A 20728-nucleotide genomic window follows, 5' to 3' on the forward strand; every position below is an offset into this window, starting at 1 on the left:
ACAGGGCCTCTCGACTTCTACCCACGCACCGCCCCGAAGGCCGCCAGGTTGTACACGTTTATGAAGATGATGACCACCATGAGCGCCACGAACAGCCGGTCCACGAAGCGGGCGTCCACCCGGGCGTTCAGCCGACGTCCCAAGGCGCCTCCCGCGATGCCGCAGGCGGCCATGAGCGCCAGCACCGCCGGGTTCACGGCCGACAGGTCCTGGGTGAGGAGGGACGCCGCCGTGCTCACCGCCTGGGAGAACAGGATGATGTAGAGGGAGCTCGCCGCGGCGCGTTTGGTGTCCATGGAGAAGAAGTAGAACAGCACCACCAGGTTGATGGGCCCTCCCCCAATGCCGAGGAACGACGAGCAGGTGCCCAAAGCGAGGCCGATGACGACGCAGGCGCCACGGCTCTCCACGTGGCGCGTGGCCACGCGGTCCTTGGCGAGGGTGTAGGCGAGCGCCCCCGCCGTGACCGCGCACAGCACGGCCGCCTGCACGGCCCCGGCCCTGTCGGGGTTCCCAAAAAGGCCGCTCACGGCCGAGAAGAGCTGTTTGCCCGCGAGGCCTCCGAAGGCGGCCCCCACGGCCAGGGGCGTGTCCCGGGAGAGGTCCATGGACCCCGACCCCGCGCGGATCGACCGGGCCACGGAGTAGGCGGTCATGGACAGCACCGTGGCCCCCGACAGGAAGTTGACCGTGGCCACGTCGATCGAGGACACGGCGTCGAGCACGGGCTTGATGAGGATCCCGCCGCCCACGCCGCAGACGGCCCCCACCGTGGAGGCCACAAGGCTCACAAGGGCCACGAGGCCGTCGGCAGGGCTCAGGCCCATGGCATCCTCCCCACGCGCTCCCGGGCCCGCCGGGCCAGCCGCCCGTAGCCGTACTCGAGAAACTCCCGGTAGCCGCAGCGGCCGTCAGCCGCGAAGGCCGTGGAGAGGCGGGGGCACCCCCCGTGGCAGATGCCCTCGAAGCCGCAGTCGGCGCACGGGGCGTCGCAGCCGGCGCGCCGGGGACGGGACAGGAAGCCCTCCACCACGGCGCCCGCGGCCATGGCCTCGATGGGGTCGGAGCACACGTTGCCCATGCACCACCGGTCGGAGGCGTAGAAGTCGCACGGGTAGACCGATCCGTCGGACTCCACCACGAACTGCGGGGCGCAGGCCCCCAGGGCGCCGCAGGTCCTGGGTCTGCGGCCCAGGGAGAGGCCCATGACGTCGTCGAAGAGCCCCACCGCCATGGGGCCGTCCTCGGCCTGGCCCCGCTCCCAGGCGTCGAGGAAGCCCCGGTAGAAGTGGGCGAACCGCTCGGGGGTCAGGGCGTGGGACGCCATCTCGGCCGACCGCGGGGAGCCGTCCCCGCCCTCGGCGGGCCCCAGGCACGGGATGAACTGGACGTGGCGGGCCCCCAGGGAGGCCAGTCCCCTGTAGACCTGCTGGGGGTGGCGGGCCAGCTCCGAGGAGAGCACGCACAGCACCGCGGGCTCCACCCCGTGCCCCCGCAGGCGCCCTAGGGACGCGGCCACCCGCGACCACGTGGCCCCGCCGTCGGCGGCGGGGCGCAGGCGGTCGTGGAGGCGGCGGGTCCCGTCCAGCGAGACCCCCACCAGAAACCGGTTGCGTCCGAGGAACTCGCACCAGCGCTCGTCGAGGGCGAGGCCGTTGGTCTGGATGGCGTAGGAGACCCGGCGGCCGCCGCGGCGGCGCTCCACCTCCTCGATAAAGGCCTCGAAGAAGTCGAGGCCGGCCAGGGTGGGCTCTCCCCCCTGGAAGTCGAAGGCCACCGTCCCGTCGGGCACCGCCTCGAAGGCCCGCGAGACCACGGCCTCCATGACGGGGCGGTCCATGACCGGGCGGCACCCCCGCTCCCTGCCCCGGGCGAGGTCGCGGTAGAAGCAGTAGGAGCACGCCATGTCGCACGCCGCCGAGGCGGGCTTCACCAGCATGCTGAGGTACCTCATGCCGCCCCGCCCAGGCCGAGGCGCTCGTACTGCTCCGCCGGCGCGTCGCACTCGTCCATGGCCCGCAGCAGCAGGCCCACCATGCGCCCCTCGGCCTCCTTGGCGGCGGGGTCGTCGTGGGAGGTGAGGTCGTCGAGCTGGGCGTAGTCCACGGCCAGGTCGAAGAGCCTGGTGTCCGACACCTCCTTGAGGGCGTCGTCGGACTGGTCGATGATGCCGGGCCTGTCCACGGGCACCTTGAACACGGGCCAGTCGGTCCGCGCCAGGAAGCGCCCGCACTCGATGTCGGCGGGCCTGTCGGCACCGAGGTAGCGGCGGATGGTGGTGGGGATGGCGGCATACTCGAAGCAGGGCTCGTTGGACGGCACGGGGGCCCGCATGTAGGTGTAGCGCCCGTCGGTGATGTTGACGTCCATGGCGTGGTAGCCGAAGAGGGCGTAGTCGCGGGTGGGCGCCGACGGGTCCGTGGCGAGCGGCATCAGGGAGACGCCCTGGACCTCCTCGGGCACCGGAATCCCCGCCAGGTCGAGCACCGTGGGCATGACGTCGATGTTCTGGGTGATCTGGGAGGCGCGCTCGCCGGCCCGGGCGCCGCCGGGGTAGTGCACCAGCAGGGGCAGGTGGGCGAGCTCGTTGTAGAGGGGCATGTAGTTCTTGCCGAGGAAGTCGCGCTCCCCCAGGAAGTAGCCATGGTCGGTGGTGAGCATGACGAGGGTGTCGTCGAAGACGCCGCGCTCGCGGAGCTTGTCCATCAAGGTCCCGAACCAGTGGTCGCAGCAGGTGACGAGGGCGTCGTAGCGGCGCTGGACGTAGTCCACCGCCTCGGCGGGGACCTCGGCCTCGCTCACCCGCTTGTACTGGGGGATCTCGAAGTAGTCGCGGTCGAGCCCCTCCTCTCCCCCGTAGAGGTCCATGTAGCGCTCGGGCACGTCGAAGGGCTCGTGGGGGTCGAATGCCTCCACCATGAGGAAGAAGTCGTCGGCGTCGGCGTTGTCGTCGAGCCAGCGGCAGGCGCTCTGGAACGTCTGGGGGCTCGGCATGTCCTCCTCGCGGGGCCAGCGGCCGCGGTTGAGCTGGTACTGGCGACGCACGCGGCCGTAGAAGGTCCCCGGCATGTTGGCGGGGTCGTCGATGCGGCTCACCCAGGGGTCACCCTCCTGGCCGCGATGGTAGTCCCAGGTGTTGAAGAGCTGCAGGTACCCCTCGCCGCCGGTGCGCATGTAGTGGCAGTGGTCGGTGGTGATGTGGGTGTAGATGCCGTGGTCGCGCAGGAGAGCGGGCAGGGTCACGTCGAAGGGCTCGATGGGGCCCCACCCGCGCTCCAGGAAGTTCAGCCGTCCGCACATGATGTCGCGCCGCGCCGGCATGCAGGGGGCCGACCCGATCCAGTGCTCGTCGAAGGTGCAGGACTCGGCGGCGAAGGCGTCGATGTTGGGGGTCTGCACGCGGGTCTCGGGGTTGTAGCAGCGCAGGTTGTTGCGGCGCAGGGTGTCGAGCAGAACGAGGACGCAGCGCATGGGGGCTCCTTGACGGACGGGGTGTGACGGTGGCCTAGCCGAAGATGGCGAGGCCGGGCACGTAGTAGCCGAGGGCGGCGAAGGCGAGGGCGAAGACGATGCAGCCGATGATGATCTGGGCGGAGTTCTTGCCCTGGCCGCGCTTGAGCAGGCGGTAGCAGATGAAGGTGAGCAGGATGGGCAGGGCGCAGGGGAGCACCTTGTCGAGCTGGTCCTGGATCACCAGGGGGTCGCCCTCGCCGAGGGGCACCTGGATGGCGCAGGCGAGCTTGACGGTGGTGGGGATCAGGCCGCCCACCACCATGACGCCGAGCACGTTGGCGAGGTTGCCGAGGCGCTCGAAGACCGCCACGCCGAACCGCTCCACCATCTCCATGCCCTTGGCGTAGCCGCCGTAGAGCCCGAAGATGCGCAGGGGCCAGTACAGGGCGTTGATGAGCAGGAACATCACGATGGGGCCGAGGATGGACCCGTTGGCCAGGCACATGGAGGCGCCGATGGAGCCGGCGATGGGGGTCCAGGTGAGGTTGAGCAGGGAGTCGCCGAGGCCTGCGAAGGGGCCCATGAGCGAGGTCTTGATGGCGACCACGGTCTCCTTCTGGTCCTCGTCGCACGTCTCCTCCAGGGCGGCCGAGATGCCGAGGATGAACGGGATGGCCAGCGGGTGGGTGTTGAAGTACTCGAGGTGGCGCTGCATGGCGGCGACGCGCTCCTCCTTGGGGCGGTCGCGGTAGAGGTCCTCGAGCACCGGCGCGAAGCAGTAGACCAGCGAGAGGCTCTGCATGCGCTCGTAGTTGTGGGCGAACTGGCAGCCCAGGGTGCGCACGAAGGTGCGGTTGAGGGCGTGGCGGGTGATGGCGCGGCCTTGGGAGACGACGGGCGACTCGGCGGCGCGGGTGCAGGTGTTGTCAGCCATTAGAGGTCGTACTCCTCTTCTTCCTCGATGTCCTGATCGGTCACGACCGGGCCCGTGGACAGGACGCCCTTGGTGACGGCCTGCTTGTCCTCGACCCGCTTGAAGCCCTCGCTCACGAAGTCGTAGAAGCCGGCCACGGCCACGGCCACAAGGGCGATGCCCATGGTGGGAACCCCCAGGTAGGCGGCGAGCACGAAGCCCCCGACGAGGAAGACCCACATCTCCTTCTTGAGCATCATGGTGAGCAGCATCGCCAGGCCCACGGCCGGCATCATGCCGCCGGCGATGGAGAAGCCGGTGAGCACCCAGGGCACCTGGGTCTGCAGGAAGGCCATGATGTCCTCGATGACGAAGGAGCCCACGCCGCAGGCGATGAAGACGGGGACGGCACGGGTGAGGAAGAACGAGGCGGCGGCGGCCCAGAACCACTTGTTCACGGCGTTGAACTCACCGGACAGGGCGGCCTTGTCGGCCTTGTGGAGCCAGGTGATGTTGGTGGTCATGACCAGGATGTTGAGCTGCTGGACGAGGGTGGCGCAGGGGATGCCGATGGCCACGGCGAGGGCGGTGTCGGAGGCCACGTCGCCGCCGGACATGATGCCCAGGGCGCAGCCCACGATGGTGCCCGAGATGACGTCGGGCGGCACATAGGCGCCGATGTTGTTGACGCCCAGCCACATGAGCTCCATGGTGGCGCCGATGATGATGGCGGTGGGCAGGTCGCCCAGGATGATGCCCACGCCCACCGAGGCGAGCAGGGGCTTGCGGAATCCCAGGTGGGGACCGTACTGGTCCCAGGTGCACAGGCCCGCCCACACGGCGAGCAGCAGGGCTTGAATCATGGAACGCTCCTTACTCTACGGACGGGCCGGACGGGGCCCGCTCACTGCTGATCAGGCGGGGTGGGCGGCCAGGAGCTCGGAGACGAGCACCTTGGGGTCGCGGCATGTGGGCTGCATCCACACCTCGACGCCGGCCTCGATGAGGCGCTCCAGGGCGGCGCGCTCCTCGGGGGTGATGGACATGTTCTTGTGGAGCTGGGTGCGGCTCGGGTTGAATCGCATGCCCGAGACGTTGAGGTAGTCGAAGTCCATGCCGCCCTCCCGCAGGCGCTCCGCGTCCACGGGGTTGGTGAACAGCACGAGGGTGTCGCGCTTGATCTGGGTCTTCTTGAGCACGTCGATGAACTTGTCCACACCGAAGACGCTCACCTTGATCTGGGGCACCGCGAGACCGGCCACGGACCTCTGCACGGGGTCGGAGGCCACCTTGTCGTCCACGATGACGACCTGCTCGATGCCGTACTCAGGAATCCATGTGGTGGCGATCTGCCCATGGATCAGGCGGTCGTCGATGTCCACGAGCTTGATGGGCATGGAGCCCTCCCTTCTTCGGGCGGCTGGCGCCGCCGGTTCGGCGAACCTACAGGTCGCCCTCGTCGCCCTCGTCGGTGCCGGGCACCTCGATGGCTTGGAAGGCATGGGAAGCGGCGGCCTCGACGGCCTGGGACAGCTCCTCGGGGTCGGCCCACTGGTCGCGGCAGAGGAGGAGCTCGATGACCACGGGCAGGGACAGGCCGGCATAGGCGGTGAGGGGGAGGCCCGCCGCCTTGGCCCGGGCCACCACGTTGAACGGGGTGCCGCCGAGGATGTCGCAGAGGACCACGACGTGGTCGCAGGAAGACGACAGGGACCCCCATGCCTCGCGGAAGGCCGCCTCGAAGTCCTCGAGGGACGTGGTGGCGCCCAGGGCCAGGGCCTGGACGTCGGGCTGCGGGCCGGCGATCATCTCGACGCTGCCCAAGGCCGCCCGGGCGAACTCCCCATGGCTGGCGAGGATGACTCCTACCTTCATCGGATCCCCTTCTCGTTGGTCACGGTGTCTTTTAATTGTGATGTGTTGTTTGGAATAGAGAGCTTTTGTTTGAATCTGTGCCTATTATGCCCCCGGCAAAAATCCGTGGGACGCCATGACCCTCTGGGGAGACCGACGGTCGATTTTCGTCGGTAAGTGGTATATCTGAAAGAAAACCCTAGGTAGACAAGGTATTTGGCTACCTAACAACTTGTTTGGGACCCCGGTTCCGCCGGTCCTCCCATTGTGCGAATCTTTGCTAACAGGACCCGTCGCCGCTCCGCACCATGTTCTATATTGTTATGGAAGAGACCCCGCGGGGACCCAGGGCCGACCATCGGAGGAGCCATGCTCAAATCGGAGCGCCAAGACGCCCTCGTGCGCCTCACCGACGAACACCGCAACCTCTCCGTGCGCGCGGCCGCCCGGCTCCTGGACATATCGGAGATGACGGTGCGCCGCGACCTCGACGAGCTCGCCGAGGCAGGGCGGCTCGTGCGGGTGCGGGGAGGGGCCACCTCCGCGGCGCCGGCCCACGGCCTCACCCTGTCCCGGGAGCGCACGCGCACCGAGCGCCAGCTGCTGCACCGGGAGGCCAAGCGCGAGATCGGCGCCCGGGCCGCGACCTTGGTGGACGAGGGGGACACCGTCTTCCTCGGGTCGGGGACCACGGTGGAGGCCATGGCCGCGAACCTGCCCGACCTCACCCTGCGCGTGGTCACCAACAGCCTCCCCATCTTCGCCGTCCTCGAGGAGCGCTCGGGGATGGAGCTGTTCCTGCTCGGCGGCCTCTACCGCCCGGGCACGGGGGCCCTGGCGGGGCCCCTGGCCGAGGAGACCCTCTCCCGCATGGGCGTCACCAAGGCCTTCGTTGGCGTCAACGGCATCCACGAGGACAAGGCCTACGCCAGCAACATGGACGCCTGCGCCCTCCAGCGCGTGGCCCTGGACGCCGCCGACGAGCGCTACCTGCTCGCCGACGCCAGCAAGTTCGACCGGCGCGACTTCTACAGCTTCTACTCCCTCGACGGCCTCACGGCCGTCGTGAGCGAGGGCGGCCTGGCCGAGGCCGTGCGCACGGCCACCGAGCAGTACACCGCGGTCCTCACCTGAGACCCGCCCCCGTCACACCATCAACCCTGCAATAGGCAAAGTGACAGACGGGCCAGGCCCCGGTGTCACACCGGGCGCGTCCGTCACCCACGGCAGCGGCTGCCGGGAGTCCCCCTCCCGGCAGCCGCTGTCTTCAATCATGTAATTAGCGAAGTGTAAGATGGGCCAGGCACCGGTGTCACGCCGGTGTCACGCGATGTCAGTCGTGGTAGTAGCCCTCGTCCCACTTGACGATGAACTCGTCGAAGAAGTCGGGGGCCGCCTGGGCCTCGGCGTCGCCCTGCCAGACGCCGTCGATCTTGGCCACGAGGGCGTCGTTCTCGGGGGTGGCGTGGTACTCGGCGCCGAGGAACGCGTCCACGATGTCGGCGATGAGGAACTCGCCGCAGATCTTGCCGCCAAAACCCACCACGTTGGCGGCGAGGTTCTCGCGGGCGTAGACGGCCGGGGCCATGTCGCGCACCAGGCAGCAGCGGGCGCCGGGCACCTTGTTCACGGCGTTGGTGATGCCCACGCCGGTGCCGCACATGACGACCCCGGCATCGGCCTCGCCGGAGGCCACGAGCTCGCCCACCCTCTTGCCGTAGATGGGGTAGTGGGTGCGGGAGTGGTCGTAGGTGCCGCAGTCGATAACGGTGTGGCCCACGGCCTTGAGGTGGTCGGCGATGGCCATCTTCTCGTCGGTGACGATGTGGTCGCATCCGATGGCGATGATCATGGGTGTCTCCTTAAGGATCGGGGTGGCCTAGGCCATCTTCTCGAGCATGTCCACGCGGATCTGGTGGCGGCCGCCGGCGTAGGGCTCGCTCAGGAACTCGTCGACGATGCCGCGGGCCACATCGGGGCCGGTGATGCCGGCGCCCATGCAGATGAGGCGGGCGTTGTTGTGCTGGCGGGTCATGAAGGCGCTGCGCTCGTCGGAGCACTCGCAGGCCACGAGGCCCTTCATGTTGCAGGCGGCCATGTAGCTGCCGGCGCCGTAGCGGTCGAAGGCAAAGCCCAGGCTCTCGGGGTGCTCGAGGAGGTCGCGGCCCACGGCCACCGTGGAGTCCACCAGGTCGGCCGAGGGCTCCTCGGAGTGGTCCACCACCTCGTGGCCCGACTCCAGGAGGTGGGCCTTGACGATCTCCTTGAGGGCCATGCCCTCGGCGTCCGAACCGATGACGATACGCATTGGTGCATCCTTTCTCTGAGGGGACCGGCCCCTGGAACGACTAGTTGAGAACCTCCGTGTACGCGGAGAGGTCCCCGACCTCCTCGGCGGCGAGGCCGGGGTCGGTCACGAGGGCGTCCACGCTGTCGAGGGAGTAGAAGGTGTAGAAGTCGCGGCGCCCCACCTTGGAGGAGTCGCAGGCCACATAGCGGCGCTCGGAGCGCTCGAGCACCTCGTTCTGGAAGCGACCCTCCTCCATGTTGGAGGTGGACACGGCGCCGTCCACGACGCCGTTGCAGCCTATGAACGCGACGTCGATGCCCAGGGGCTCCAGGGACTTCTCGGCCATGGGCCCCACGAAGGCGTCGGTGGACGCGCGGTAGATGCCGCCCACGAGGCAGAGCTCGGTGTCGGGGCGGTCGCGGAGGAGGTCGAAGACCGAGAGGCTGTTGGTGACCACCCGGAGGCGCCCCGTGGGCAGGGCCTGGGCCAGCCGCTCCATGGTGGTGCCGGCACCGAGGAAGACCGTCTGCCCCGGCTCCACGAGGGCGGCGGCGCGGGCGGCCACGGCGCGCTTCTCCTCCACGTGCAGGGAGCGCTTCTCCCGGTGGGTGAACTCGCGGGGAACGGTGAGGCCCGGCTCGCCGACGGCGCACCGGGCGCCGCCGTGGACACGGACCACACGCCCCTGGCCGCTCATCTCCTCGAGGTCGCGCCTCACGGTCATGTCGGAGACCTCGAGCTCCTCGGCTATCTGGCGGACGGTGACCGTGCCCAAGGTGTCGCACAGGTGCTGGATGGCGTCCTGACGCTCCGATTTGAGCACGACGGTCCCTCCTGGATGTTCGTCTTTGTTCTTCTCTGTTCTATCAAGCACTATCGCACAAAAACAAACACATGCACGGGACGGCGCGCACCTATGGCGAAGCCGTGGAGGAGGGCCGGTGCCACAGGGACGCCTCGCGTGACAGAGGGGCCTGGCCCATCTGCCAATTCTCCTATCAAGAAGATGATGGACCCGAGCGAGGGGCGCCGGAGCGAGGGTGCCCCGGGACGGCAGGCGGCGATCAGACCTCGCCGGTGAGGACCAGCCGCGCGCCCGGGGCCTGCTCCGCGAGGTCGGCCCCCACCAGCCCGTTAGGGTCGCGGTCCATGACGACGGCGTCCACCCCGGCCAGCGTGTCCACCAGCAGGAGGCCTGGGGCGTCCACCTTGGTGGCGTCCATGAGCACCACGGTCTGCGCGGCGCACGCCATCATGGCCCGCTTGATCTGGGCCATGGGCGCGTAGTTGGTCATGAGGCCGCGGCCGGGCACGTAGCTCGTGGGGCACACGAACGATATCTGGGGGTGGAGCGACGCCAGGGCCTGCTCGGTCATGGGCCCGTAGGTGTAGCGGTGGCCCTTGCGGAGCTCGCCGCCCAAAAGGATGGCGTCGACGGAGGGCATGGAGCGGTCGATGAGGTCTGCCACGGTGAAGTCGCAGGTCACCACCGTCACGTCGCTGTGGCCGCCCAAAGCGCGCACGAGCTCGAGGGCCGTGGTGCCCGAGTCCACCAGGACGGAGTCGCCGTCGGCCACCATGTCGGCGGCGGCGCGGCCCACGGCGCGCTTGGCCTCCACGTTCACGTTGACCCTGCGGTCCTGGATGGAGACCGTGAGCGCCCGGGACAGCGAGACGGCGCCGCCGTGGGTGCGGCGCAGCCGGCCGGCCGCCTCGAGCTCGTCGAGGTCGGAGCGCACGGTCACCCGCGACACGCCAAAGAGCGCGGCGAGGTCGGCCACCTGGACCGAGGCCTCGCGGTCGAGCAGCTCCATGATGGCGGCGCGGCGCTCCTCGCCGAACGAACGGCCGTGCTGCGACTCCTGGTGGGCCATGGTTCTTTCCTTTGCGCAGGTTCTGTGGACGTTTTCCTTTCCTTGCCTTGCATTTTAGCAAGGAATCGACTTGCTTTTTGCTTCCTAAGCAAGCAGCCGACAGCACCCACCCAAGCTTTGCAGGCCCTGAAAACCCCGGCGCGTTTCGTTTGGTTGCGACGCGGCCCCCGCGCCCCGCCGGCTCCCCCGCCCGGGGCCGCGGTACATTCCAGCCGACAGGCACAGAGGCCGTGCCCCCACGGCACCGGGAGGAAGCCCATGATCGTCACCGTCACACCCAACGCGTCCATCGACAAGGCCTACCGCATCGCCGCGCCCGTGGCCGCGGGCGAGGTCCAGCGCGTGACCGAGGTCATCGACGTGGCCGGCGGCAAGGGGCTCAACGCCGCCCGCGCCGTCGCGGCCTGCGGCTCGTCCGTCGTGGCCAGCGGGTTCGCCGGCGGCCACGCAGGCGCCCTGCTGCGCGACCTCCTCGACCGCGACGGCGTGCCCCACGACTTCGTGGAGGTGGCCGGCGAGACCCGCTCCTGCATCAACGTCCTCGACCCGAGCGGCACCTCCACCGAGTTCCTGGAGCCCGGCCGCCCCGTCACCGAGACGGAGTTCGAGGAGCTTCTCGTGAGGGTGCGCCGCCTCGCCCGCAAGGCGGCCGTGGTCACCGTCGACGGCTCGGTGCCGGCCGGGCTCGGCGCCAACGCCTGCGCCCGCATCGTCTCGGCCGTGAAGGCCGAGGACAGGCCCGTCATCCTCGACACCTCGGGCCCCCTCCTCGAGGAGGGCATCCGCGCGCTGCCCACCATGGTCAAGCCCAACGCCGACGAGCTCGCCCAGCTCACGGGCCGTCCCTGCGACGACCTGTCCCAGGTGGTGGAGGCCGCCCGCGCCCTCCACGGCACCGGCATCGAGTTCGTCGTGGTGAGCCTGGGCGCCGACGGCGCCGTCATGGCCTGTCCCGAGGGCACCTTCCGCGGCATCGCGCCCAGCATCGACGTCGTGAACCCCGTCGGCTCCGGCGACACCCTCGTGGGCGCCTTCGCCGTGGCCATGGAGCGCTCCATGGGGGCGGCCCAGGCCCTCGAGTTCGCCATGGCCGCCGCCACGGCCAACTGCCTCTCCCCCGCCACCGGCAACTTCGACCCCGCCGTGGCCGAGGAGCTCCGCGGCCGGACCGTCGTCGAACGAATCGCCGACGGCGAGTGACAGAACGACGGCGGGCCACCCGCCGAGACAAGACCGACACCCCGCACCGGAAAGGAACCGCCATGCTCGTCACCACCCGTGAGATGCTGCTCGACGCCCAGGAGAACCACTACGCCGTGGGCGCCTTCAACGTGGAGAGCCTCGAGTTCGTCATGGCCGTGATCAAGGCCGCCGAGGAGCAGAGCTCCCCCGTGATCATGCAGACCACCCCCAGCACCGTGAAGTACGCCGGCCTCGACTACTTCGTGGGCCTCGTCTACGCCGCCGCCGAGAACGCCGACGTGCCCGTGGCCCTGCACCTGGACCACGGCAGCGACTTCGACCTCTGCATGAACGCCATGCACGCCGGCTACACCTCCGTCATGATCGACGGCAGCCACGACACCTTCGAGGACAACATCCGCAAGACCGAGGCCGTGGCCCGCGTGGGCGCCTCCATCGGCATCCCCGTGGAGGCCGAGCTCGGCAAGGTGGGCGGCAAGGAGGACGACGGCCCCGACGCCGGCCAGGGCAACCCCTTCACCGACCCCGACGAGGCCGAGGAGTTCGTGCGCCGCACCGGCTGCACCTCCCTGGCCGTGGGCGTGGGCACGGCCCACGGCGTCTACCACGGCACGCCCCACATCGAGCAGGACATCCTCAAGGCCATCCGCGAGCGCGTGGACGTGCCGCTGGTGCTCCACGGCACCTCCGGCGTGCCCGACGACCAGGTCGCCGAGGCCATCCGCAACGGCGTGTGCAAGGTGAACTACGCCACCGAGCTGCGCCAGGTGTACATGAAGGGGTTCATGGACTACATGGGCAAGAACCCCGACGTCTTCGACCCCAAGAAGCCGGCCGTGGACGGCATGGCCAACATCTGCGCCATCGTGAAGTCCCACATGGACAACCTCGGCTCCACCGGCCGCGCCTAAGGCGGGCAGGCAAAGAGTCCCCGGAAAGGTGGCCCGGTCGCGACGGTTCGCGGCCGGGCCACCGGCGTCTTCAGGCGCTCACTGCTCCAGGCGGCGCACCGACAGGCTCACGGTCTCGAGGGACTGGGAGCTGATGAGGTCGTAGACCTCGCCGTTGGTGGCCGTGGTGGGCTCCATGGTGAACTGCGTGTTGGGCGCCACGTCCTGGGAGACCACCACGTAGCCCGATAGGGCCGCGAGGTCGGGGCCGCCCACGTAGCTCCCGTCCTCGCAGTCCGCCTGGAGCCTGAGCATCGTCAGGCCGTAGCTGTCCCACAACTGCCCCTCCGATGGGACGTAACCGCATTCGGCCAGGTTGCGGCCCACGTAGTCGCGCACGCAGGCCGTGTAATGGTCGGGGAAGGCGTCGATGGGCGTCATGTCCACCGGCTGGGGGTCGGGCTCCCCCACCTTCTTGACGGCGAGCACCACCTCGCAGTGGCTCTGCCAGGCGACGATGCCCGCGACCTCCTCGTCGTCGATGGTCCTGAACTCGATGTCCACCTGGGTGTTCATGGGCAGGTTCTGGTCGAACACCACGTAGTCCTTGAGGCCCTCCTCGTCTTTCGGATCCACGTAGACGCCGCTCGGGTCGACGTAGACCAGGCGGATCGTGGCATCGCCCAGAGACTCCTTGCGCAGGCCCGAGCCGTCCGTGTAGCCCACGGACGCCGCATTCTTGCCCTTGTAGTTCTTGATGTACTGCACGTGGGGGTCCGAGGAGGTCTTGGGCTCCTCCTCGGCAGGGGCCGGGGCCGCGGGCTGCCCGCCACCGGAGGCGTCGCCGCCTGCCGAGGAGCCGCCGCGCCCGCACCCCGCGATGCCCAGGGCCGAGAGGCACAAGGCCCCCAGGAAGGCCCGGCGCCCCACCGGTGTCTCAACGTTTCTTCTCATCGCTCTCTCCAATCGTCTCTTCTCTCGCCACGGCGGCCTCCGCCGCCTTTCGCACCGCCTCCGACGAACCCGGCCCAAGCCAGAGGTCCACAGCCAACGCCATGCCCGGCCCGTCCACGAGCCCCGGCGCGGCGAGGAGGACCGCCAACGGCGACGGCACACGGCCACCGTCGTCGCCGGAGGGTAGGTCCGGGTCCAAGGCCTCCTGCACGCGCACGTGGCGGGCCACGATGCCCTCCACCGCCCCGGCATCCCCGCCCACCGCGGCGAGGAGGGCCTCGGCCTGGAGCAACCGCCCCGCGACCTCCTCGGCCTGCTCGCGCAGACGCGCCACCTGCACGGCGAGCATGTCCTCCACCGTGCGGCCGGCGGCGCGACTGCCCTCGAACTCCGCCTTGACCTCCGGAAGGCTGAGCCCCCGACGGCGCAACTGCCCCACGAGAAAGAGCTGGGCGAGGTCGTGCCCGTCGTAGGTGCGCCTGCCCCAGGCGGTGTCGGTGGGGTCGAGGATGGCCACGCCGCCGCGGCCCCCGTAGCAGGCCCGCTGGATGTCGCGGCGACCGAGGCCGAGCAGCCGCTCGACCTCCGAGATCCTCCATCCTCCCCGCACCGTGCCCTGGTCCATGCCCACGCCTCCCAGGTCCCAGCCAAGCTGTTCAATCCGTGAACAGCAAGCCGGGTCCGTGGGGGCGGGGCGCCCCCTCCTTCCGCTGGAAGCCATGTCGGCCCCTTCCTTCTCGGCGGGGGCCCGGTGCCCCCTTCATTAGGGGCTGTGTAAAAACTGCGGACCGTTTTCGCAGGTAGATGCGGCTATGAGCAGGGGTGTTGGGGGCGCGGGGGGATTGGGGGCGTTGGGGGGCGCGTTGGGACGTTGGGGGCGCGGCGAAGGGCCTCCGATGCGCGACTGCCCGGCGAAACGCGTTGAATGCGCGGTCCGGACGCCCCGAAAAGGCCCCGATGTGCGATTTCCGGCGTTTTTCGCGCATCGGGGACCTTTCGACGAGGAGCCGTCGCGCATCGGAGCCGTTTCGCCGAGCCATCGCGCACTGGGGCCGTCTCGACGTAGGCCGTCGCGCATCGGAGGCGCTTGGACGCAGAGCCATCGCACATCGACGCCGCTTCGCCGGAAGGGCGCAGGGCCGTCGCGCATTGGAGCCGCCTCACCGGGCCGTCGCGCATCGGGGCCGCCTCGCCGCGCGGGCGCCCCGCACCGACGGCCTTTCGCCGGGCCCCACGCGAGAAGGACAACCACGGCCGTGCCACAAAAAAGGGCGGACCGCCGACAAGACGGTCCGCCCAGAAGCTATGAATCTCCTCGTTGAGGGCGCGCTCACTCCCCCATCCCGGCCGAGGCCAGATCGAGTCGGTCGAAACGGTGGGCCAGCCAAAAGGCCAAGGCCCGGCCGATCCACCCCTCGGCCACGGTGCCGGTGCCCAGGCCAAACCCATGGGAGAGTCCCTCGTACACATGGAACTCGGTCGGCACCCCGGCACGCCGGAGCCGCTTTGAACGGTTCTCCATGGTGCGCCAGCTGGCAATGGGGTCGCGGTCACCCACCACCACGAAGTTGGCCGGCTCGTCGGCCGAGAGGTCGCTGTGCCCCGTGTACTCCATGACCACGCAGGCCGGTTTGGGCAACCGTCCCCCTCCGAAGGCCGCTGGGCCGTAGCTGCCAAGGTAGGCCGCCATGCGGCCGCCGGCGGACCCACCCCACAGGGAGTAACCGCGCGGATCCACACCCAGCTCGTCGGCGTGATGGAAGATATAGGAGATCGCACGGGCGAGATCCTCGCAGGCGCTCTGAGCGTCGGGCCGGTAGACGAGGGCGAAGGCGCTCACGCCGTGGCGCGACAGCCAGAGGCAGTGGGGGAACGAGTCATGCATTGCCGCCACGTAGGCGAAACCGCCTCCGGCGCACACCACGGCCACGGGGCCGCGCTCCCCTGCCGGCAGGCCCTGGGCCGGGAAGACGAACAGGCCCACGTCCTCCAGGCGGTAGCCCTCGGGCAGATGCTCGGTGGCCGCACGCTCCTCGGGCGAGTAGAGCGGGATGAACACGCGCTCCCCCGCCCGGGCGCGGCCGAGGAGGTCGGTCACCACGTCCACGGTGGCCCGGGGGTCCACATGGGTGTACCAGGGCAGGTCGAGGTCGCGCAGGCGCGCGTCCGGGCGCGGCGTCGCAAAGGTCACAGGAAACATGAGGCGGCCCCAGTCCCCCGCCGCGGGGTCCGCCACGACGTCCGCCACCGGGGTGTCGGCGGTCACGGTCATTTCCATGGGCTCCTCCTCCAAAAAAAGGGGCGCCCCGCCACAGGGCGCCCCGTCGTATCCTTGCCCGACACGGCCCTACAGCCGCTCGCCCAGGCGGCGGGCCTCCTCGGCGTTCGTGGCCATGCCCTCCCAGGTCATGCCGTACAAGCCGGCGAACCGGCCCATGGTGTACTCGCCGCGGTGAAGCATCTCGGCCGTGGGGGCGGCACCCTGGAACACGAAGAACAGGCGGCGCGGGGCGAGGCTGCCCTCGGCCACGGGGCCGTAGAAGCGGTCCAGGAGGTTGCGCATCATGCCCGAGATATCGTGCCAGTACACCGGCGAGCCCATGACAACGACGTCGGCCGCCTCGATCTTGCCGAGCACCTCGTCGAACTGGTCGTCGTCAAAGTGCTGCCCATAGTCGTAAACCTTGAGGTCCACGAGATTCACCTGGGTGAAGGGGCGGTTGCCGATAAGCTCGCGGGCCAGACGCGCGGTGTTGCCGTCTGTTTCGCCGCTGCCGTTGACGAAGACGATGTCCATGGATCCTCCCTAAAGGTTCTCGCCGAAGAACTCGACGAGCTTGTCGGTTGCCAGCGAGGTGTACTCGGGCTTCCAGTAGGTCTCGATGTGGTGGGCCCCGGGAATCTCAAAGAGCTCCTTCTTAGGCGCGCAGACGGCACGCTCGTAGACGTCCACGGTCATGTAGAAGGTGTCGGCCGCCGACCCCGCCATCATGAGCAGCGGCACGGAGATGAGCTGGGCGCCGTCGCGGGCATCGAAGGACGCGAGCTCCATGAGGCTGGACACCGTGTAGGCGAAGCTCGAGCCGGGGTGCGCGTGGGTCTTGCCGTAGTAGTAATAGCCCTCGCGGTAGAGGTCGTAGGGCATGGCGTCGGCCTGCTCGGGGGTCATGGTGTCGCACATGTTGGGGGTGTAGGCCACCTCGCCGCCATCGGCCTCGTCCTGGCGCGCCTTGGAAGCCGCCTCCAGGCGCTCCTGCACGGTGCTCGCCTGGCTTCCGCGGAAGCCGTAGGTGCGCACCTCGCCGGAGTTGAACAGGGAGAGCGTGGCCACGGCGCGGAAGCGCTTGTCGGTCTGGGCCGCCTTGGCCGTGTAGCCACCACCGCCGCAGATACCCAACACGCCGAGGCGGCCGCGGTCGACGCCGGGGTACTCGGAGAGGATGTCGGCCGCGCGGTGGATGTCCTGCACGCGGTTGTGAGGCCAGTCCGTGTTGCGCGGCTCGCCGGAGCTCTCGCCCTGGTAGGCGGCGTCGAACGCCAGCGTGATGTAGCCGGCCGCGGCGAGGTTCTGGGCGTAGAGACCGGCGACCTGCTCCTTCACACCGCCGTTGGGGTGGGCCACCACCACGGCAGGGTAGCTCTTGGCGGGGTCGTAGCCCGCGGGGGTGTAGACGTTGGCGGCGATGGTGAGATTGCCCAAGGGATAGCTGATGCCGTGCACGTTGACCGCGCCGTCTACGTTCTCGGCGATGGCCCCCTCGTACACGAAGCCGAACGGGTTGCCCGCGAAGGGCGTGAACGCTCTTTCGGCATACTGGCTTGCCATACTGGCTCCTTTCGTTCGATTGCTTTTAGCACATCGGTTCAAGCGCTACGCTACTCTCCGGTAGCAACTACCGGTCAAACGGCTGAAAGAAGGACCGTCCAGAATGTGTGACGATACAAAATATGAATTCATGCCACCGGTCGCGCCAACGCCCGACGAGGAGGGCAGGCTCTTCTCCATGGCAGAGACCTGCGGACGCACCGGTCTGCCCTACGAGACGCTCAAGTTCTACTGCAACAAGGGCCTCGTGCCCGGCGTGCGGCGCGACGGCCGCAACCGCCGCGTGTTCGACGAGGCCACCGTACGCTGGGTCGAGAGCCTCCAGTGCCTCAAGCACTGCGGCATGTCCATCTCCGAGATGCGGGACTACGTGGACCTCTGCGCGGCCGGCGAGGCCTCCCTGCGGGAGCGCAAGGCCATCCTTGCTGAGAAGCAGCACCACCTGCGCGAGGAGCTCGCCGCCATCCAGGGTGCCATCGATTTCATCGACCAGAAGCAGGCCTACTACGACGACGTCCTCGCCGGCAGGACCCCTTACTACAGCAACCTGCGGACACGGGTGGGAGAGCATCCGAAAGGCTGAACGAGAGGGGCGATCAAGAGGGCAGGGCCTCGCCATGGGGCCGGCCGACGGCCGCTTTCCAGCGCGCGGAAGCGCGACGGGCAAGGCTCCGATGCCTCCGGTGCGCGACCCTTGTCCGCTGCCGGCCCCGGGGCCCGCCGGGCGGAGGCGGCGAAGGGCCTCCGATGCGCGACGGCTCGGTGAAACGCGTTGGATGCGCGGTCCGGACGCCCCGAAAAGGCCCCGGTGCGCGATTTTCGGCGCTTTTCGCGCATCGGGGACCTTTCGACGAGGAACCGTCGCGCATCGGAGCCGTTTCGCCGAGCCGTCGCGCATCGAGCCCCTTTCACCGCAGGGCGTTGCGCATTGGAGCCGCTTAGACGCAGGGCCGTCGCGCATCGGAGCCGCTTCGCCGAAAGGACGCCCACCGTCGCGCATCGGGCCCTTCTCGGCGCCGAGCCGTCGCGCATCGAGCCCGCTTCGGCGCAAGACCGGCCGGGGCGCCAAGGCCTCGCCGCAGGGACGCCCACCTCACGACCGTTAGAACACCTGTTCCGTTTTGGCGCTATGATGGAACGGCTGTGCCCAGGAAGACGGAGGAACCATGGCGCCAGAGCCCGAGAACACCCGCGACGAACCGGAGACGGACGCGGCCGACCCGTGCCAGCGGGCCGCCATCGAGGCCATCGTGGCCGGCGAAAACGTCTTTCTCACCGGCGGCGCCGGCTGCGGCAAGTCGTTCGTGATCCAGGAGGCCCGACGCCGCCTCAAGGAGCTCCGCCGCAACGTCGTGGTGTGCGCCCCCACCGGCATCGCCGCCGTCAACGTCGGCGGCACCACCGTGCACCGGGCCTTCCACCTGGGCATCGGGGTCCTCGGCAGGGACAGCCGCCTCAGGGTGCGCGAGCCCGTCTCGGAGGCGGACGTCGTCATCATCGACGAGGTCTCCATGCTGCGGTGCGATGTCTTCGACGCCGTCACGGCGATCCTCCGCAAGGTGCGGCCCCGGCCCCAGCTCGTGGTGGTGGGCGACTTCTCGCAGCTCCCGCCCGTCACCGCCGGCAACGACCTCGACGCCCTGCGCGACGAGTACGGCCTCCTCTGGCGCGGGCCCTTCGCCTTCCAGGGGCGCACCTGGGCCTCCTGGGACTTCCACCCCTTCGTGCTCACCCAGTGCCACCGCCAGCAGGACGCCGCCTTCCTCGCCGCCCTCACCAACCTGCGCAAGGGCGACCGCGCCACGTGCCGCTGGATCTGGGAGCAGGCGCGCCACGACCCCATCCCCGGCGCACCCTTCGTGGCCGCCACCAACCGCGTGGTGGACCGCGTGAACCAGGAGCGCCTGGCCGCCCTCACCGGCAAGGAGCACGTGTACCGCTCCGAGCGCAGCGGCGAGTTCGGGTGCGGCAACCCAGTGGACGAGACCGTGGTCCTCAAGCGCGGCGCCCGCGTGGTGTGCTGCAAGAACGACCCGCAGGACCGCTTCGTCAACGGGTCGTGCGGCGAGGTGGTGGGTTTCTCGGGATCCAAGACGGTGCGGGTGCGCCTGGACTCCGGACCCACCGTGGCCGTGGAGCCCGTTACCTGGAGCGCCGTGGACTACGAGTACGACGAGGACGAGGGCGAGCTCCGCGAGGTGGAGCGCGGCACCTTCACCCAGATGCCCCTGCGGCTGGCCTGGGCCATGACCATCCACAAGACCCAGGGCCTCACGCTGGACGCCATGAACCTGGACCCGGTGTGCTTTGAGAACGGCCAGCTCTACGTGGCCCTCTCACGGGTGCGGTCCGTGGGCGACCTCGCGCTCACGCAGCCGGTGGACCCCCTCTGGCTCAAGGTCGACCCCGAGGTGCGCGCCTTCCACCGGCAGGTCTGGGAGACCTCCCGGGCATGGGACCCCGCGGAGCACACGGTCAAGACCGAGTGGCGCCCCAAGGGCCGGCGCCGGGTGTGCGCCCGGGTGCGCCCCAAGCCCAAGCCGCGGCGCGGGCCGTTCCCAGGCTGAGCGGCGCCCCGCGGCATCACGCGTCCAGCGCCTCCAGGAACTCGCGCACATGGGGCGCGGGCTCGCCGGCATGCATGATGCCGAAGGTCACGGAATGGTCCCACGTGGCCGGCAGGGTCCGGAGCATGGGGTGGACGTCCTCCCACAGGTCGAGGGAGGCAAGGGCGCACCCCTCGGTCACCGCCTCATTGAAGACCTCCGGCATCCAGCGGGGAAAGTCCTCCACGGTGATGTCGGGGTGGTTGTTCCAAAGCTCGTCGCGCAGGGCGTCCATGGACACGTTCCAGCCGCGGCGGATGAGCATGAGCCGGCGACCGGCGAGGTCTGCCGGCGAGACGACGTCGCACCCGGCCAGGGGGTCGTCCACGGGAACGGCGCAGCGGATGGGCATGGACTCCAGGGGCAGCCCCGCACAACCGTGCTCACGGAGCAGCCCGTCGTCGAAGATGCCGGCCACCACGTCGATGTCGCGCCCCAGGTTGCCCAGGATGTTCCGGGCCGACTGCGGCGAGTTCTCGTAGGTCACCAGCTGCACCGACATCCCCGGGCACGCGAGACGCACGGCCGCCAGGGCGTCCGCGAGACGCGTGGCCGGCGTGAGCAGCGAGACCCCCACGCGCACCACGCGCTTCTCACCGCGCTCGGCTGCGCGGGCCCGGGCCTTGGCCTCCTGTGAGTATTGCACGATGTGGCGCGCGTCCACGAGGAGCGACTCCCCGGCCTTGGTGAGGGTGAGGCCCCGGTGAGAGCGGTTGAACAGCACCACACCCATGCGGCCCTCCAGCAGGTTCATCTGCTTGATCACCGCCGTGGGGGTGATGAAAAGCTCCTGGGCCGCGGCCGAGAAGCTGCCAGACTCCGCCACCTGAATAAACGTATCAAGTTGAGGGTTGTACACCGAGGC

The 20728-nt window shown here is 69.5% G+C and carries 22 protein-coding genes; 5 read left to right on the forward strand and 17 right to left on the reverse strand.

Annotated elements, in window-relative coordinates; translation table 11 throughout:
* Positions 1-17: 17 nt before the first annotated feature.
* Genes NFR49_RS04695 through NFR49_RS04725 form a run of 7 tightly spaced genes read right to left on the reverse strand, consistent with a single transcriptional unit; the run spans position 18 to position 6241 of the window.
* Positions 18-827 carry a sulfite exporter TauE/SafE family protein gene (locus tag NFR49_RS04695; protein ID WP_251158483.1) on the reverse strand — a complete coding sequence of 270 codons (810 nt, stop codon included), beginning with the start codon at positions 825-827 and terminating at the stop codon, positions 18-20.
* Positions 818-1954: a radical SAM/SPASM domain-containing protein gene (locus tag NFR49_RS04700; RefSeq protein ID WP_251158484.1), complete on the reverse strand. Its 1137-nt coding sequence runs from the start codon at positions 1952-1954 to the stop codon at positions 818-820. The genes NFR49_RS04695 and NFR49_RS04700 overlap by 10 nt, the downstream gene beginning before the upstream one ends.
* Complete coding sequence (locus tag NFR49_RS04705; protein WP_251158485.1) at positions 1951-3471, reverse strand: sulfatase; 1521 nt, start codon at positions 3469-3471, stop codon at positions 1951-1953. Before NFR49_RS04705 ends, NFR49_RS04700 begins: the two co-directional genes overlap by 4 nt.
* Before the next feature lie 34 nt (positions 3472-3505).
* Positions 3506-4387: a PTS system mannose/fructose/sorbose family transporter subunit IID gene (locus NFR49_RS04710; RefSeq protein WP_135978272.1), complete on the reverse strand. Its 882-nt coding sequence runs from the start codon at positions 4385-4387 to the stop codon at positions 3506-3508.
* Positions 4387-5229: a PTS mannose/fructose/sorbose/N-acetylgalactosamine transporter subunit IIC gene (locus NFR49_RS04715; RefSeq protein WP_251158486.1), complete on the reverse strand. Its 843-nt coding sequence runs from the start codon at positions 5227-5229 to the stop codon at positions 4387-4389. The genes NFR49_RS04710 and NFR49_RS04715 overlap by 1 nt, the downstream gene beginning before the upstream one ends.
* Before the next feature lie 51 nt (positions 5230-5280).
* The gene (locus NFR49_RS04720; protein WP_251158487.1) at positions 5281-5763 is read right to left on the reverse strand and encodes a PTS sugar transporter subunit IIB; all 483 of its coding nucleotides are present in this window, start codon (positions 5761-5763) and stop codon (positions 5281-5283) included.
* Positions 5764-5809: 46 nt separating this feature from the next.
* Entirely contained in the window at positions 5810-6241 is a 432-nt protein-coding gene (locus NFR49_RS04725) for a PTS sugar transporter subunit IIA (RefSeq protein ID WP_251158488.1), read from the reverse strand.
* A 348-nt stretch (positions 6242-6589) separates the two neighbouring features.
* Here NFR49_RS04725 and NFR49_RS04730 point away from each other — a divergent pair, with 348 nt between their 5' ends.
* A complete protein-coding gene (locus NFR49_RS04730; protein WP_251158489.1) occupies positions 6590-7354 on the forward strand; it encodes a DeoR/GlpR family DNA-binding transcription regulator in 765 nt (254 codons plus the stop codon).
* 199 nt (positions 7355-7553) lie between these two features.
* Here NFR49_RS04730 and lacB read toward each other — a convergent pair whose 3' ends face one another.
* From lacB to NFR49_RS04750, 4 genes are all read right to left on the reverse strand, one after another.
* Entirely contained in the window at positions 7554-8072 is a 519-nt protein-coding gene (gene lacB, locus NFR49_RS04735; protein ID WP_251158490.1) for a galactose-6-phosphate isomerase subunit LacB, read from the reverse strand.
* 27 nt (positions 8073-8099) lie between these two features.
* Positions 8100-8528 (reverse strand): galactose-6-phosphate isomerase subunit LacA, encoded by a 429-nt coding sequence (lacA, locus tag NFR49_RS04740; protein WP_251158491.1) that lies wholly within the window; start codon positions 8526-8528, stop codon positions 8100-8102.
* A gap of 40 nt (positions 8529-8568) precedes the next feature.
* Complete coding sequence (locus tag NFR49_RS04745; RefSeq protein ID WP_251158492.1) at positions 8569-9333, reverse strand: DeoR/GlpR family DNA-binding transcription regulator; 765 nt, start codon at positions 9331-9333, stop codon at positions 8569-8571.
* A gap of 241 nt (positions 9334-9574) precedes the next feature.
* The gene (locus tag NFR49_RS04750) at positions 9575-10384 is read right to left on the reverse strand and encodes a DeoR/GlpR family DNA-binding transcription regulator (protein ID WP_251158493.1); all 810 of its coding nucleotides are present in this window, start codon (positions 10382-10384) and stop codon (positions 9575-9577) included.
* Between the two features lie 258 nt (positions 10385-10642).
* Here NFR49_RS04750 and NFR49_RS04755 point away from each other — a divergent pair, with 258 nt between their 5' ends.
* Together NFR49_RS04755 and NFR49_RS04760 are read left to right on the forward strand one after the other, a co-directional pair.
* A complete protein-coding gene (locus NFR49_RS04755) occupies positions 10643-11584 on the forward strand; it encodes a 1-phosphofructokinase family hexose kinase (protein ID WP_251158494.1) in 942 nt (313 codons plus the stop codon).
* A gap of 62 nt (positions 11585-11646) precedes the next feature.
* Entirely contained in the window at positions 11647-12498 is an 852-nt protein-coding gene (locus NFR49_RS04760; RefSeq protein ID WP_251158495.1) for a class II fructose-bisphosphate aldolase, read from the forward strand.
* Between the two features lie 78 nt (positions 12499-12576).
* Here the strand turns inward: NFR49_RS04760 and NFR49_RS04765 are convergent, their stop codons facing one another.
* From NFR49_RS04765 to NFR49_RS04785, 5 genes are all read right to left on the reverse strand, one after another.
* Positions 12577-13431: a hypothetical protein gene (locus NFR49_RS04765; RefSeq protein WP_251158496.1), complete on the reverse strand. Its 855-nt coding sequence runs from the start codon at positions 13429-13431 to the stop codon at positions 12577-12579.
* Positions 13415-14056: a helix-turn-helix domain-containing protein gene (locus NFR49_RS04770; RefSeq protein ID WP_251158497.1), complete on the reverse strand. Its 642-nt coding sequence runs from the start codon at positions 14054-14056 to the stop codon at positions 13415-13417. The genes NFR49_RS04765 and NFR49_RS04770 overlap by 17 nt, the downstream gene beginning before the upstream one ends.
* 705 nt (positions 14057-14761) lie before the next feature.
* Complete coding sequence (locus NFR49_RS04775) at positions 14762-15709, reverse strand: alpha/beta hydrolase (protein WP_251158498.1); 948 nt, start codon at positions 15707-15709, stop codon at positions 14762-14764.
* 69 nt (positions 15710-15778) lie between these two features.
* Positions 15779-16228, reverse strand: coding sequence for a flavodoxin family protein (locus NFR49_RS04780; RefSeq protein ID WP_251158499.1), 450 nt, complete (start codon positions 16226-16228; stop codon positions 15779-15781).
* Between the two features lie 9 nt (positions 16229-16237).
* Positions 16238-17257, reverse strand: coding sequence for an alpha/beta hydrolase (locus tag NFR49_RS04785; RefSeq protein ID WP_251158500.1), 1020 nt, complete (start codon positions 17255-17257; stop codon positions 16238-16240).
* Positions 17258-17435: 178 nt separating this feature from the next.
* Here NFR49_RS04785 and NFR49_RS04790 point away from each other — a divergent pair, with 178 nt between their 5' ends.
* Together NFR49_RS04790 and NFR49_RS04795 are read left to right on the forward strand one after the other, a co-directional pair.
* A complete protein-coding gene (locus NFR49_RS04790) occupies positions 17436-17840 on the forward strand; it encodes a MerR family transcriptional regulator (RefSeq protein ID WP_251158501.1) in 405 nt (134 codons plus the stop codon).
* 583 nt (positions 17841-18423) lie between these two features.
* Positions 18424-19824: an ATP-dependent DNA helicase gene (locus NFR49_RS04795; protein ID WP_251158502.1), complete on the forward strand. Its 1401-nt coding sequence runs from the start codon at positions 18424-18426 to the stop codon at positions 19822-19824.
* A 16-nt stretch (positions 19825-19840) separates the two neighbouring features.
* Here NFR49_RS04795 and NFR49_RS04800 read toward each other — a convergent pair whose 3' ends face one another.
* Positions 19841-20722, reverse strand: a complete 882-nt coding sequence (locus NFR49_RS04800) for a LysR family transcriptional regulator (protein ID WP_251158503.1) — start codon at positions 20720-20722, stop codon at positions 19841-19843.
* Positions 20723-20728 lie beyond the last annotated feature (6 nt).

Origin of the sequence: Caniella muris (genome assembly GCF_943193035.1) — a bacterium.
Taxonomy (GTDB): Bacteria; Actinomycetota; Coriobacteriia; order Coriobacteriales; family Atopobiaceae; genus Granulimonas; species Granulimonas faecalis.